This window comes from Enterococcus sp. DIV0806c (assembly GCF_051710905.1).
Classification (GTDB): Bacteria; Bacillota; Bacilli; order Lactobacillales; family Enterococcaceae; genus Enterococcus_B; species Enterococcus_B mundtii.
The window spans coordinates 1,556,260-1,570,037 of sequence record NZ_JBIOLO010000001.1; the positions used below are offsets into that span (position 1 = coordinate 1,556,260).

At 39.6% G+C, this 13,778-nt stretch carries 13 protein-coding genes; 4 read left to right on the top strand and 9 right to left on the bottom strand.

The annotated features are described in order from the left end of the window. Positions 1 to 41 precede the first annotated feature (41 nt). Together IGK77_RS07410 and IGK77_RS07415 are read right to left on the bottom strand one after the other, a co-directional pair. Entirely contained in the window at positions 42 to 1,085 is a 1,044-nt protein-coding gene (locus IGK77_RS07410; protein ID WP_074798992.1) for a LacI family DNA-binding transcriptional regulator, read from the bottom strand. A gap of 216 nt (positions 1,086 to 1,301) precedes the next feature. Beyond that, the gene (locus IGK77_RS07415) at positions 1,302 to 2,339 is read right to left on the bottom strand and encodes a Gfo/Idh/MocA family oxidoreductase (RefSeq protein ID WP_074798993.1); all 1,038 of its coding nucleotides are present in this window, start codon (positions 2,337 to 2,339) and stop codon (positions 1,302 to 1,304) included. 212 nt (positions 2,340 to 2,551) lie between these two features. Here IGK77_RS07415 and IGK77_RS07420 point away from each other — a divergent pair, with 212 nt between their 5' ends. Then, positions 2,552 to 3,424, top strand: coding sequence for a MurR/RpiR family transcriptional regulator (locus IGK77_RS07420; protein WP_074798994.1), 873 nt, complete (start codon positions 2,552 to 2,554; stop codon positions 3,422 to 3,424). Positions 3,425 to 3,521: 97 nt separating this feature from the next. Here IGK77_RS07420 and IGK77_RS07425 read toward each other — a convergent pair whose 3' ends face one another. From IGK77_RS07425 to IGK77_RS07455, 7 genes are all read right to left on the bottom strand, one after another. Next, positions 3,522 to 4,100: a histidine phosphatase family protein gene (locus IGK77_RS07425; RefSeq protein ID WP_071867044.1), complete on the bottom strand. Its 579-nt coding sequence runs from the start codon at positions 4,098 to 4,100 to the stop codon at positions 3,522 to 3,524. 261 nt (positions 4,101 to 4,361) lie between these two features. Next, complete coding sequence (locus IGK77_RS07430; RefSeq protein ID WP_074798995.1) at positions 4,362 to 4,973, bottom strand: TetR family transcriptional regulator; 612 nt, start codon at positions 4,971 to 4,973, stop codon at positions 4,362 to 4,364. An 18-nt stretch (positions 4,974 to 4,991) separates the two neighbouring features. Beyond that, a complete protein-coding gene (locus IGK77_RS07435; protein ID WP_074798996.1) occupies positions 4,992 to 5,672 on the bottom strand; it encodes an ABC transporter ATP-binding protein in 681 nt (226 codons plus the stop codon). Between the two features lie 7 nt (positions 5,673 to 5,679). Further along, on the bottom strand, positions 5,680 to 6,753 hold the full coding sequence (locus tag IGK77_RS07440; RefSeq protein WP_438713128.1) for an ABC transporter permease: 1,074 nt from the start codon (positions 6,751 to 6,753) through the stop codon (positions 5,680 to 5,682). Positions 6,754 to 7,035: 282 nt separating this feature from the next. Then, the gene (locus IGK77_RS07445; RefSeq protein WP_074798998.1) at positions 7,036 to 8,880 is read right to left on the bottom strand and encodes a carbohydrate-binding domain-containing protein; all 1,845 of its coding nucleotides are present in this window, start codon (positions 8,878 to 8,880) and stop codon (positions 7,036 to 7,038) included. A 13-nt stretch (positions 8,881 to 8,893) separates the two neighbouring features. Continuing rightward, positions 8,894 to 9,568, bottom strand: coding sequence for a DUF4956 domain-containing protein (locus IGK77_RS07450; RefSeq protein ID WP_019723346.1), 675 nt, complete (start codon positions 9,566 to 9,568; stop codon positions 8,894 to 8,896). Beyond that, positions 9,558 to 10,283 carry a polyphosphate polymerase domain-containing protein gene (locus tag IGK77_RS07455; protein ID WP_071867050.1) on the bottom strand — a complete coding sequence of 242 codons (726 nt, stop codon included), beginning with the start codon at positions 10,281 to 10,283 and terminating at the stop codon, positions 9,558 to 9,560. The genes IGK77_RS07450 and IGK77_RS07455 overlap by 11 nt, the downstream gene beginning before the upstream one ends. A 141-nt stretch (positions 10,284 to 10,424) precedes the next feature. Between IGK77_RS07455 and IGK77_RS07460 the strand changes: the two genes are divergently transcribed. The 3 genes from IGK77_RS07460 (at position 10,425) to IGK77_RS07470 (ending at position 13,662) form a co-directional block, all read left to right on the top strand. Beyond that, positions 10,425 to 11,099, top strand: a complete 675-nt coding sequence (locus IGK77_RS07460) for a response regulator transcription factor (protein ID WP_074798999.1) — start codon at positions 10,425 to 10,427, stop codon at positions 11,097 to 11,099. A gap of 4 nt (positions 11,100 to 11,103) precedes the next feature. Beyond that, positions 11,104 to 12,414, top strand: coding sequence for a sensor histidine kinase (locus tag IGK77_RS07465; protein WP_074799000.1), 1,311 nt, complete (start codon positions 11,104 to 11,106; stop codon positions 12,412 to 12,414). Positions 12,415 to 12,663: 249 nt separating this feature from the next. Further along, complete coding sequence (locus tag IGK77_RS07470; protein ID WP_074799001.1) at positions 12,664 to 13,662, top strand: tyrosine-type recombinase/integrase; 999 nt, start codon at positions 12,664 to 12,666, stop codon at positions 13,660 to 13,662. Positions 13,663 to 13,778 lie beyond the last annotated feature (116 nt).

Consider the following 13,778-nt stretch of genomic DNA (forward strand, 5'->3'; position numbering starts at 1 on the left):
AGATTCTCGAACTTTTTCAAGGGATAAATAGGTAAAATGAGTTAATCTAAAAGCGAGATGTCCTGTCCGATGGAATCGCGTAACACAAGTTCACTGCGACAGATCACACGAATCGGCATCGTTCGTTCTTTTAACATGCGTTCCTTCGCTAAGCGTACAGCTAAACGCCCCATTTCTTCTGGGTTTGCCTTGATACTTGCTAAGCTTGGGGTCATGAATTGAGCCATTTCGATATCATCAAAACTCACGACAGCAATATCATCAGGGATTTTTTTATTTGCTTCACTGATTGCTTTATAAACACCTACTGCCATCGGATCACTGGCGACGATAACTGCTGTGGGCGGTGAGGATTGCGCCAATAACTCTTTGCCTAACCGAAGGCCATCTTCAGGTTTCCATTTTCCCTGATAGGTGTTGGCATAGTGTTGCAGGCCATTTAATTTCATCCATTTCAGGTAAGATTCCGCCCGGATCTCCTCTTTGTTTTTATGAACTTCACCGTTTTCAGCTACTTGACTGCTGTAGCCACCGATAAATGCGATGTTTCGATGGCCTTTCTTGTAGAGGACCTCTAAAACTTCCACGGTTTTTTGTTGGAAATCGGTTTGGATGCAGTCAAATTCTTCAGAGTTAGAGTAATTATCGACCAAGATCAAGTTGGGATTGATCGTAGCGATTTTTTTCGTTGCTTCAATCGTCATTTCACTGATCATGATCACTGCACCATATTTTGCTAACTCTTTCCACTCTTTATGGGCATCTCTCATATGAAAAGCACGTATTGTACGAAAGCGCCACTTTGCCGCTTCTTTTTCGATGCCACCACGGATTTTGCGAAAATAGGGATCATCTAATTCTGCCTCTTCTTGATGTCGAACGATCAAGGCGATCGTCATTTCATCTCCTAGACTTCGACTGCCACGTTTATTTTTGTCGACTGAATAGTTTAATTGATTGGCAATTTCAATCACACGTATCCTTGTTTGTTCGTTGATGCTAAATGTGGGGTCTTCATTCAGGATACGGGAAACACTCGCTGCTGAAACCCCAGCGATTTTGGCAATATCACGTATAGATGCCATTTACTCACCTCTTGTTTACTGTTTACTAAATAGTAACAGATGATTAAACAAAAGGCGAATGAAAAATTTAGCATTCATTCTCTGAGGATTTGTTGTTGTTCTGTGTGAATCAGTGGGTAGAATTAATGAAAAAACCGTAAATCATCCTTTTGATTTACGGCTCGATTCTTTCATTACTTGGAAAAAGTGTCTCCCCTTCTGAATGAAACAACATGTTTAATCTTCGAAGGCACTTTTTACTTCTTCGATCTGTTGGATACCTGTTTCTAATATTTTCATTTGTAATAACGTTTCTTCATCTTTTACGATTTTTTCTGCGCCATTGATCAACGTTTCGTAGATTCCTTCGTACACGCGGCGATAATCTCCGACTTCAGAAACAACTTTCTCTTCATGATAAGTTCCTTCTTCATCAATGTAGGTCAATACACCATAGTGTTCCGGTTGATCAATCCCAAAGTCAGCATTTTCAGGCATATAGAACATTTTCAAGTGTTCTTCTTGTCGGTCTTTTGTTTGTTTGACAAACATCCCTTTTTTGCCATAGACAACAAAACTAGGACGTTCTTTGATACGGAAGTAACTTGATTTGATCGAAACTTTCATTCGACCGTAGTAAAAGTCTAAGTCAAAGTAATCATTCATTCGGCCGGTACCTAGTAATTGACGGACATCGTAATGGATATCATCTGGTTCACCAAAATAAGAAAGGACCTGATCCACTGTATGACAAGCATGGCCATATAAGTAGCTATTGGCAACTGAAAATTCCTTTGTACCCTCTGGGATTTCTGGGCGGAAGTAGTCATAGTGCATTTCCACTTCTAAAATATCACCAAGTTTGCCACTTTCGATCACTTTTTGAACGGTCAAAAAGTCCGAATCAAAGCGGCGATTTTGATAACATTGGATAAATAGTCCTTTTTCCGCTGCTAAGTCGAATAATTCTTTTGCTTCTTTTGAAGTTTCTGCAAAAGGTTTTTCGACTAATACGTTCTTGCCATTTTCCAAAGCAAGTTTTGCGTATTCTGCATGAAATTGGCTAGGTGTCGTGATGACCACTAATTGGATCTCAGGATCATTCCACAGATCAGACAACTGATTGGTATAGTCGATTTCATCAAAAGTCTCCCAAATAGGTGCTGATGGAGAGTAGATTTTTTTGACGTTGATCTTATCTGGTAGTCTTCTTGAGAACGGTAAATGATAGCGATTGGTACTTTTGCCATTGCCTAAATATGCGATTGTTAACATGTCGTTTCCTCCTACTTTCGAATGATTTCTTTTCTTGAGTATAGCGCACAATAGATAAAAGAAAGCCGATTCTAGTTTTTTTGGTAGAAATGTTCAAAGATATTGAAAGAATGACGATATTTTTGAAAAAGATGTTCAATCTTAGACTAATCTAAAAAGAAGTGGTTATTTTTCTAGTTATTCAGTAAGATAGATTTGGAGGTGTGTGATGGATGCTTATCGAAGAAAAATTAACCCAACAAGAAACATTTACTACAAATGAAAAACGGATCGCCGATTATCTACGTATGAACTTGGAAGCAGCAGTTTATATGACGATTGAAGAGTTGGCAAAGGAGACCTATACCTCCCATTCCGCAATTATCCGCTTCTGTAAAAAGATCGGCTATAGCGGATTTAAAGAATTTCGCTTTGAATTAGGGCGAGAAGTCCACCAACTGGTTGCTCAGTTCAATCAAGTCATCGATCCTAATTTTCCTTTTACCGTTGATGATGATGCGAAGATGATTGCCAAAAAAATGGCGGATCTATCCATTCAAGCCATCAAAAAAGCGCAATTCCAAATGGAAGATCAATCGTTAGAAACCATCGCGACTGTTTTAAACAAAGCAGAGCGCATTTTCTTATTTGCAAAAGGTGATTCGCAAACAACCGCTCGGAAATTCCAAAACAAATTAGTCAAACTAAATAAGTTCTTGATCTTAGCCGAAGAATATAGCGATTCGTCCTGGAATGCAGCTAATTTGACGGAAAATGACTGCGCAATTTTTATTAGCTATAGTGGACGCATCCATCATTACGAACGTATTCTTACCTATCTGGCACATATTGGTGCACCTAGTTTATTGATCACAGGAAATGAACAGACTGAAATGGCAAAGAAAGCAGCCATGCGGTTGGTCGTGTCCCAAGAAGAGTATGATTTTGCGAAAGTTGCTACATTCTCTTCTCAAATTGCCTTCGACTATGTCTTGAATACCTTGTACTCCTTGATGTATACGCAAAACTACCAAGAAAATTTATTGAATTTGAAAGAAAAACAAGAACTGATCCAAAAAGGCTTGTTAAAGGAATACAAGAAGTAAGCGTTGTAGGAACAAAGAAATAGCCCAAAGACTGAATCCTTCGTTTAGTCTTTGGGCTATTAGTATGGGCGTATAGCGCTTCATTTATCAAAATAACTTAAAATTGATGATTGATTGCTTGGATGAATGTAAATTGACGATCGCTATACTCGAATTCTAAAATACAACAATTTGAAAATTTTATCTTGGCTACTTGCTCATAAGGTAACCATTTTTGAATGAATAAATACATGGCACCACCATGGCTAACTGCTAACACGCTTTGGTGCTCTTTTTCCATGATGTCGATCAAGGTCGTGTTCATTCTTTGTTGGAGTTCTTTTGAAGACTCCCCGCCATAAGGAACAAATGAATCACCATAAGAAGTTTCGCCAACTGGTCGTTTAGGATTCAACGCTTCACTTTCTCCTTCAAATCGGCCAAAGTTCCATTCTTTTAATCCTTTACTTCGCTGATATTCTTTTTGTCCGATAATGATTTCTAGCGTATCGGAAGCTCGTTCTTGTGTGGATGAATAATACGCATCAAAGGTGATTTGATTGGTTTCAAAATAGTCTCTTGCCACCTCTGCTTGTCTGATCCCAGCTTCTGTCAAGGGAGAGTCACAAGCCCCTTGGATTTTCCCTAATTGATTGAACAAGGTTTGACCATGGCGCATGAGATAAAGTTTTTTCATTTAAAGACCTCCTGTCGATTTGAATATGTATCTTCATCATTTAGTATAGTCTCTGGAGTAAACTCCAAGTCAATAGAAAACCTATTTTTTTCGATGTGGTTGGGATAAAAGTTGTCTTGACTTAAAATGATCAATGCTCCAGATGTTTACCATCAAGCTTTAATAATGGTTATTCAGCGACTGTATAAAAAAGAAGCGCCTACTCCCAACATCGGAAAATTCTGGGGAAGTAGTCGCTTCTTTTTTATTTGTAGATTTTATCTAGCTATCAGTCTTGCTTTTTATTCCTATCTCTAGCCATTTGACTTTATAGCGGAAATCCTCCACCAGTTCTTCCGCTGTCCATTGGTTGATCATATAATCTGTCAAAGAATTCATGACAAGAGCCATCACGAAATATAAAAAGCTAATGGCTTCTTCCGTTGTAGCCATGACAATCTGGTTGATTTTCAACAAATCAAGCCATTGTTCAACCATTGATGTGTCACCTTGCTCATTTGAACGCTTCGCTGAACCAAGATCGTTTGCTCGTGTGAGTAATTTGATGGATCGCCAGTAAGAACTCTCTTTACTTAGCTCTCCACACCAAGCGAGATATTCTTCGATTCCTAAGAAAAAATGGTCTCGATTTCGATTGATTGAAGCAATGATATCTCCATGGACTTGGTTGGAGTAGTTTCGGACAGTGAACGTATACGCATCTTCTAAATCCTGAAAATATTTATAGAATGCCCCACGAGACATGCCCATTGCTTCAACGATTTCTGAAACTTTGACTTGGCTGATGTGCTGATCATAAAATTTATCTAATAAAATCTCTAAGATCCATTGCTGTTTTTCTTTGGAAATATTGAAAAATGTTTCTTTTGGCATAAGCACTCTCCTTACTGCTTAAGCTTTAGCTTGTTCTGTTAGATAACCATCTTCCATACGATAGACACGGTCGCTCCACTGGATCATCCGAGAATCATGCGTGACCATGACGGTCGCTTTTTGCTTCTCATGGGCTTCCTTGACTAACAATTTGACAACTTCATAGGCATGATCGGTATCTAAGCTTGCTGTGGGTTCATCTGCTAAAATCAAGCTTGGATCATTGAATAAAGCCCTCGCAATCGCTACTCGTTGTCTTTCTCCACCGGATAAATCTTTTGGATAACTGTCTTTTAATTCATAGATATCCAATGACTTCAGCAATTCGTCGATTCGCTCATCCCCTGCTTTTTTCTTAGCGACACGATCCACTAAGTAAAACTGTTCTTTGACTTTTAGGAAAGGGATCAAATTTGAACTTTGTAAAATGAAGCCAATTTCTTTAAAGCGTAAGTCTGCTCGTTTTTTTTCATTTAATTCAGAAAACGAATGACCGTTAATGTGGATTTCACCTGAACTAGGTGTTTGAAGTCCACCAGAAATGGTTAAAAATGTACTTTTCCCTGAACCTGAAGGGCCGATGATGCTGACAAATTCTCCTTGTTTCACTGAAAAATTGATTTCTTTTAGTGCAGTCACTTCTGTTCGGCCGTTGCCGAATTTTTTGCCGATATTTTTCATTGTCAAGATTTCTTTCATTTTTCTATTACCCTCCTATCGCAATAACTGGATCAACTTTAGCGACTGTCCGAATGGAGAATAGCCCACCGATCATTGCTACGAGTATCAATACCCCACTATATAAAAGCCACTGAGGCCACATGATCGCGAAAGGCATGGCAGCCGGTAAGATCAAACTAGTCAAGAACGCAAGCCCTACTGCGAATGCTACCCCAACCACTCCTACGATGAATGCTTGTGCTAGTAAGGAACGGGCGATAAATGAATTTCTGATCCCTTGTGCTTTCATCACACCGAAATTCGCTGTTTTTTGTAAGGTGATCACATACATAAAGATGCCTACAACTGCTGCAACAACGACAAACAAGAAATAAATCATCGCATTCAATGTCATGTTTTGTGCAGAATAACCTGGTAGACTTTGAATAAAGTCTTCAATCGATAATTTTTGTAATATTTTTGATGCCCCATCTGATTGAATAGTGGCAGCTTGTTTCGTGACGATGGCATTGATCGGCTTCTTCTCATCAGAAGCAAAAGGCTGATCGCCAAATTTCAACTGTGTCCATGTATCAAGATCTGTATAAACGACCGGACCAACCGTGTAATAAGTTTCAGGGAAGATCCCAACGATCGTTAGTTCTTCATCATAGCTACCGATTTTGATTTTTTCACCAATCGAAAAACCTAGATCTGCCATATTTTTGGAAATAATGATTTCATTTTTTTGTTCGAACATCTCACCGTCTAATAAATCAGGCAATAAAAACGCATCTCTTGTCGTACCGAATACAGTGATATTTTCCTTTTCTTCTGCTTTGACTGCTCCGCTGAATAAGCCAATAGGCGCTTTGTCTTTTGCGTCTACTTGATCCAGATCTTCTCTCGTCAATTGAGAGGCAGCAAAGACTTTATTGGCATCTTCTGACAATACGATTTCTTGTGCTTGCCAGTCAACAATTGCTTTTTTGAACTCTTCGGAGAGTCCACTTGCTAAACCAGTTAACATAAACACGACATAAGCGATCAAGAACATGATCCCAATAATCAGCCCATAACGTAGTTTGGCATAGCGCATTTCCTTTATCGCTAAAAACATTTTTTTGATTCCTCCGTTTCGATTTCTTTATGAGTGACAAAGTGTCACTGGAGAAAAGTATAGCGCTTGTGTATACAATAAGTCAATTGCTGCGTTTGATGAATTCATTCATAATAATCGTATTTTTAAGAAAAAAGAACACTAGATAGCCATTTTCTAAGTACCACAAGCGTTTGCTAACTTTTACGAAAGTAGGAATGAACAGAATAATAATCCCCACAATAGCGTTTGTTCGCCCGCTATTGTGGGGATCACTATCCTTCGTTATCTTCTATGATGGAACTAAAAACCTCCTGGCCCCATTTGACCAAAGGAAACTCCTTCCCCAGATTGAGAAATCGTCATTGAAGTATCTGTGAAGCTGAACGTGCCTAAATCTTCTGCGTCACTGATTGATAGTTGTTCACTAAAACCATTAGTCAGTTCAGCCTGAGTCGTGCCACCGGTAGCAATCGTATAGGTTTCCCCTACTGTAAGCTGTGGTGATGAGATAACGATTGTTTGATAATTTTTAGCAGGTTGATACGCAATCACTGCTTCACTTTCGGTTGTTTGAAGGCTCATAAGTGTACCTGCTTGTTGGACAGTGTCATAGCTGATTGCTACTGTTGCTTGAGTAGAACTATCACTAACTGTTTGCGCCATCCCATTTGAGCCAGCCGCGACAAATGTCCCACCTGTTAAAGTGAACGTGCCGCCGTAATCCAATGCACCATTGCCACCATTTACGGGACCGTCGATTAGCATTGTACCACCGGACATTTGAATGTTTCCATTGCTGTCTAAACCGTCTCCTTCTGAATTAACGTAGATTGTCCCACCGTTGATCGTGACTTCTTTGCTCTCGTCTGCCTCATCCGGTGGGCCACCAAAGCTGTCAGCGCCAAACTGTCCAGTAGTTGTTTCTGTGTCACTGCCACCACCGGCATTGATCCCATCATCAGTGGCAGTGACTGTTATTTCTCCGTCATTGAAGGTGATAACTGCGGATTCAATTCCTTCATAGGATTGCTGGATGTCAATTGTGCCACCGTTAAAGGTCAACTCATTGTCTGTATGGATACCATCATCCCCAGAGTTTAATGTAAGTGTGCCACCTGTTATTTCAGCACTGTTATTGGTATGGATACTGTCATCGGCACTATTGATGCTATACGTTCCGCTACTGATCAGTACGTTATTCCCAGCTTTTATCCCTTTGTAACTTTCATTTGTATCTAAGTTCGTGCTATCGGCTCCGTCTGCCGTCTGGATCGTGATATCTGCTCCTTGGCTACGGATGGATGTTTCTGCTTGGATGCCGTCTCTTCCACTGGTTATATTGAAAGTCCCACCGTCTATTGCCACCGCACCTTTTGTTTCATCCTCTGTCCCATTTGCTTGGATACCATCCCCTTCTTCAGTAGTGATCTGATAGCTTCCTCCTTTGATGGATACCGCATCCTTTCCTTTCAATCCGTTGTTCTTCGCATTGATCAGATAGGTTCCGGATATCAAAACTAAGTCATCTTTGCTGCGAATACCGTTGCTATAATTGCCATCGACAGTCAACGCGCCAGTACCATTGATCGTCAAATCTTCTTTACTGTACAATGTGGCATCTGGCTCAGTTTCGTTTTCAGCTAGTGTATATGTCTCTCCATCAGCTAAGTGATTATCGGTGTTGTCTGCCAAAGTCACTATCGCCTTTTCTGTTTGTTGGATATCCACTGCGGGTCCGTTAGAATTGGTGATCGATACACCGTTGAAGATTAGATGGACTTTTTCTTCTTTCGGCACGTTCACGATCAATTGCCCCTCAGTCAATGTTCCGCTGATGACATATGTCCCTCCTTGTGTGATCGTTACTTGTGAAGCCGCTACTTCGACACCTTCTCCTGTCACTTCTGTCTCCTCCCCTAATTGGATGTCGACAGCGGAACTTTCCTCATAGCTAGTTGTTAGATCTTCTGTCTCATAATTACCGAACGTCGTTTCTGATTCCGTAGATGTCGTATCTGTCGAGAGATTTGTCACTGTACTTGTATCTGTTTCCTCTGTGCTAGTCTTACCCGAAGAAGCGGAGTTTGCTGAGGAACAGGCTGTTAATAAGAGGCTGGTAGCGATCAATGAATAGAATTTTTTCATGCGAGTTCCTCCTTTATAATTCTTCACGATTCGTGGCTACTTTACCAAGCACGACTGGTAAATTACCATTGCGAACACGTATTTGATCAATGATTTCTTTTTCCTGCTGTTGATTTTTCAAGAGAAGAATATAGCGTAACTCGTACAAGCTTCCCATTGTTGTTGTTCGAACAGAGCTGAGATGATGCGTATACGTATACTCTTCAAAAATATCGGTAAATAATTCAGGGTAGTCCAAATCTTCTGGAATCGTTACCTTCAATTCTCGCTCGGCTACATTATTCTGATTGCCAAAAGGTGAAAGATAAAGCAGTAGTAAAAAGAGCGCGACGATAACTGAGAATATCACCACGTATGCAACATAGCCCATCCCTGTAGCAATCCCGATACCCATCGACCAAAAAATACTAGTGATCTCTCTTGAACCGCCCGCAACCGAACGAAAGCGAATCAAACTAAAAGCGCCGACGACCGCCAAGCCTGTTCCAAGATTGCCGTTGACCAACATGATGACTGATTGAACCAGTATCGGTAAGACTGCAACAGTCACAACAAAGCTTTTCGTATAGACGTTACGTTGCATATGGATAGTTGCAACTAATAACCCTAAAACTAATGAAGTGGCAATACAAATCAATAATTCTTTAGGTTGAATGGTTGTCCCTGATTCGATCAAGCTAGATAGCATAGTTATTTCCCTCCTTTGTACGAACGAATAAATGTCGCTGATACGTTTCTGCGTATTTTGAAAAACTCCCTTTTCTTAGCTGATAATCGTTCAATAGCTCCACAAACCACAAGGGATACGCCCCTAGCGCTTTCACTTCCATCAATACGCCAATCTCAGGAGCAACCAAAGTTTCTTCCCCTGTGATTGATAGATCCAAATTGGTACTGCGAAAACGGATATTCTGGTCAAACGTCACACGGAAATCTGGATCTGACGTGCCAAATAGTGACATTCGTTCATAGATGATCATTGTCTTAGGCGACAAATCTGGATTTCTTTTGAACAACCAGTTCACTTCCTGTGGGATTTGTTCGTCTTCATTTTTAGGGAAATGTTTTTGATCAAGCCATTGCAGATACTCAGCATAAGTGAGTGGCATTCTTCTTTTATAGACGATGCCGTTGACCTTCTTTTTGATTTCTAGAAAGACCATCGATGTCTCCTTTGGAATACCATAGCTTCTTACTCTGAATTTTTCTTTGTATTTTGGTTTCGTCATAGAATTGGTAATGAAACGATCGTCTGGTGTATCAAAGTACAACGATAAAATGGTATGCAGCCCGTATTCGTCGATCTGCATCTGTTTTTTCAAGTCTTTTAAAAAAGAATGGAACTGTGTCGTTGGGATCAGATATTTTGTTTCTTTGCGTTGGAATACATTTTTTAATTTCATTTTCTTCCTCCTGTCTTATCAAGTGATGTCACCTAGCATACAAAGGTTAGCTTAAATGGAACTTAATCCGAAATTTAAGTTTTGTTTATGCTAATCATGGTAAAATCAAACTATATGGTGAAAACAATAGAGGTGGAATGTATGATTAAGTTATTAGTGGTCGAAGATGATCACGTATTGTCGGATAATATCAAAGAGATCATTTCTGAAATTGGTGAAGTAACTCAAGTCTATGATGGCAGCGAAGGCTTATATGAATTGGAATCTGGTGTTTATGATCTAGCGGTTCTTGATTTGATGATCCCAGAAATGAATGGGTATGAAGTATTAGCGCATCTTCGAAAAAAGAACATCTTGACCCCTGTCCTGATCTTGACAGCTAAAGATGGCTTAGAAGATAAAATTGAAGGATTCGAGCGTGGTGCGGATGACTATTTGACCAAACCATTTTATCGTGAAGAATTACTGATGCGGATCAAAGCATTGTTGAAACGTTCATTAGGTCTTTTCAGTGATCACACGTTGGAATACCAAGGAATCGTCTGTGACCTGCAACAAAATACCGTCGAATACAAGAAACAACTACTTCAGATCCAAGGGAAAGAATTTGAGTTGCTTGTTTATTTCTTGCAAAATAAAGGGATCATTTTGACGAAAGAACAGATTTTCGACCGTATCTGGGGATTTGATTCTGATACTACGATCACTGTCGTAGAAGTCTATATGAGTAATCTTAGAAAGCATCTTCGCGAGACCGGTTTGGATAAAGAAATCAAAACGTTACGTAATGTCGGTTATATTCTACAAGGAGAGTGATGCGATGACAGACAGTATTTTCAACAAACAACGTACGAAACTTTTCGCAGCCAATGTGACAGCTTTTGCTTTGATATTTCTCTTGCTTGGGGGGATCATTCTACAATTATTGAATCAATCTGCCTATCGAGAAACGGATCTAATGTTGAAGAATATCTCGATAAACTCACATATGGTGCAACTAGAGATCGAACGCTACCAACAAGGAGATCCTTTTTTCAACTCTCAGATCCCCCCACGACAAGCGGATTCGTTACCTGAAGGAGATCGTTTCAATACTCAGGTTATTTTATGGTCTGCATCGGGGGAAGTATTGAATAAAGAAACCATTGGTGGGCGTTTTAACCAAATCGAAGAAATCAAATTGGATACTACCCATTTAGATACGATCCAAAATATTGATCTGGCACAAGCTGATCAAGGAACGTCCCTTTATTTTCGTTCAATTACCAAAAAAGCAACAAACCAAGGAGAAGTTGCCTATGTCCAAGTTTTGCAAAATACCAATCAAATCAACTCCTCTCTCGGGACATTCCAAACGATTTTGATCCTTTGTATGATCGTCTTTTGGTTAGGCTCCATTGGCGTCAGCTACTATTTGTCTAAATTAAACATGCGTCCAATCTTAGCATCATGGCGTCGACAAAGAGAATTTGTGGAAAATGCTTCCCATGAATTGCGAACACCATTAACAATCATCCAAAATAGTTTGGAACACCTATTCACTAAACCAAATCATACGATCATCGAAGAATCTGAAAGTATTGCGCAAGCATTGTCTGAAACGAGACGTCTGACTGGTTTAACTTCTGACTTGTTGACCTTAGCTAGAAGCGATTCGAGTCAAGATACGCTTGCAAAACAAGCCTTACAAACAAAAGGTTTTATCGCTGAGCTGACTAAACCGTTCCAAGAGATGGCAACGATCGATCAAAAAGAATTTCTAATAGATAACCATGCTGATATGAGCGTTTTAGTCGATCCGAAAAAACTCCATCAAGTATTAGTTATTTTGCTTGATAACGCACTCAAATACACGAGTAAACACGACCAAATCATTGTGACCTCAATTAGTACGAATAAAGAATGGCTGATCCATGTCAAAAATACTGGTCCTTCGATCAGTGATGAAGACAAAAAACGCATTTTTGATCGGTTTTACCGTGAAGACCAAGCAAGATCGAAAGAAACTGGCGGGTATGGGCTAGGATTAGCGATTGCGAAACAATTGATCGAGCAACATAAGGGGCAATTGACTGTGTCTGATCACCTTCCTATGGGTGTTGATTTTAAGATTCAGTTGCCTATCAAATAAATTTTTGTGATATATGACTAAGACACTTTGAAAAATAGCTGCTGCTACATCGAAGTGTCTTTTTTGTTGATTTAGTTTTTAGTATTCAGTGAATGATTGTAGTAAAATGAGGCTAGGATAACCAGTAACAGTTGTCCTTCATTGCTCACCCTAAAAGGCTAATACATTTTGGGAAGCAGACGTAATCTTTGCAGTAAAAACACTAGTTACTGTTACCTTGACCTTGGATAAGAAATGGAGGTTTTTTGCATGGATGTCAAAACAAGAAAACAGATACAAGAAAAGTTGAAACAACGGATGCTCCAGTTACCACCGATCTTCAATGATTTTTTGCAGGCAAACGCAAAAAAATTATCATTAGCTAGTCGCTACGAATATGCAAAAGATTTCCATTTATTTACAGATTACTTACGAAAAACCCATAAGCAGGAAATCAATGATCAGTTGATTATCCAATTGGAAAAACAAGTCTATCTTAATTTTTTGAGTGAAGTTTACCTTCACACGCGAGCTTTCTATACAGCTGCTGCCCAAGAAACGCAACAGCAATTCAAAAATGGTTACTACGGGATCTCCCGTAAGCAATATGCTTTGAATCATTTTCTACGCTTTTTGTATGAAAAAGGCCTTGTTGAAAAAGAGATTTCCTTGTTAGGGGATAGTTTACCAGAAACTACCTCTTCCGCTCCTCGTTATATCGACGCTTCTTTATTAAGTAATTTCGATTCACTTTTCATTCCGGAAAAAGGATTTAATTCCCCACGTGAAGCACTTTTTGAACAAAAAAATCGTGCAAGAAATCTGGCAATCGTAGCTGTTCTTCTCTATTGTGGGTTGAAAATCCATGAAGTCGTTGAATTAAAGTGGAAAAACATTGATTTTAAGAAACAGATTTTAGTCGTTGATCGCAAAGCGAATCGTTTGGAGCGAGTACCTATTCCAAATGAAGCACTCCCGGTACTAGCGAATTATGCCAACCAACATAAAAATGGCGCATCTGGTGAATCCTATGTTTTCCGCTCTTCACACGATGAACAAATCTCACCGCGCACGATTCGCCAAATCCTTGATCGAATCACGGTGTACAAAAATGTATCACCGGAATTGTGTCGGAAAACCTTCCGCTACTATACTGAATTATACTTAGGCGACAAAGATGCAGTGAATTATCTCTGTGGCAATCGCTACGTACGTCCTCACTCATTTGAAGAAATCTACGAGAAGATGCGTGACTTCTCCTATCGCTAAATCGTTCAACGATCTATGGAATGAAAACATCGCATAGAAAGTTAGCTTGTTTCTTCACTTTCTATGCGAACTATTTCTTGTCGATGATTTTATTAACAGGTAGTTAACCTCACTTC

What these genes read in the sequence shown, in the direction of transcription:
- IGK77_RS07470 (WP_074799001.1), top strand. Translation starts at nt 12,664, where the DNA reads ATGGATGTCAAAACAAGAAAACAGATACAAGAAAAGTTGAAACAACGG.
- IGK77_RS07420 (WP_074798994.1), top strand. Translation starts at nt 2,552, where the DNA reads ATGCTTATCGAAGAAAAATTAACCCAACAAGAAACATTTACTACAAAT.
- IGK77_RS07425 (WP_071867044.1), bottom strand. Translation starts at nt 4,100, where the DNA reads ATGAAAAAACTTTATCTCATGCGCCATGGTCAAACCTTGTTCAATCAA.
- IGK77_RS07430 (WP_074798995.1), bottom strand. Translation starts at nt 4,973, where the DNA reads ATGCCAAAAGAAACATTTTTCAATATTTCCAAAGAAAAACAGCAATGG.
- IGK77_RS07435 (WP_074798996.1), bottom strand. Translation starts at nt 5,672, where the DNA reads ATGAAAGAAATCTTGACAATGAAAAATATCGGCAAAAAATTCGGCAAC.
- IGK77_RS07460 (WP_074798999.1), top strand. Translation starts at nt 10,425, where the DNA reads ATGATTAAGTTATTAGTGGTCGAAGATGATCACGTATTGTCGGATAAT.
- IGK77_RS07415 (WP_074798993.1), bottom strand. Translation starts at nt 2,339, where the DNA reads ATGTTAACAATCGCATATTTAGGCAATGGCAAAAGTACCAATCGCTAT.
- IGK77_RS07455 (WP_071867050.1), bottom strand. Translation starts at nt 10,283, where the DNA reads ATGAAATTAAAAAATGTATTCCAACGCAAAGAAACAAAATATCTGATC.
- IGK77_RS07450 (WP_019723346.1), bottom strand. Translation starts at nt 9,568, where the DNA reads ATGCTATCTAGCTTGATCGAATCAGGGACAACCATTCAACCTAAAGAA.
- IGK77_RS07465 (WP_074799000.1), top strand. Translation starts at nt 11,104, where the DNA reads ATGACAGACAGTATTTTCAACAAACAACGTACGAAACTTTTCGCAGCC.
- IGK77_RS07410 (WP_074798992.1), bottom strand. Translation starts at nt 1,085, where the DNA reads ATGGCATCTATACGTGATATTGCCAAAATCGCTGGGGTTTCAGCAGCG.
- IGK77_RS07440 (WP_438713128.1), bottom strand. Translation starts at nt 6,753, where the DNA reads ATGTTTTTAGCGATAAAGGAAATGCGCTATGCCAAACTACGTTATGGG.
- IGK77_RS07445 (WP_074798998.1), bottom strand. Translation starts at nt 8,880, where the DNA reads ATGAAAAAATTCTATTCATTGATCGCTACCAGCCTCTTATTAACAGCC.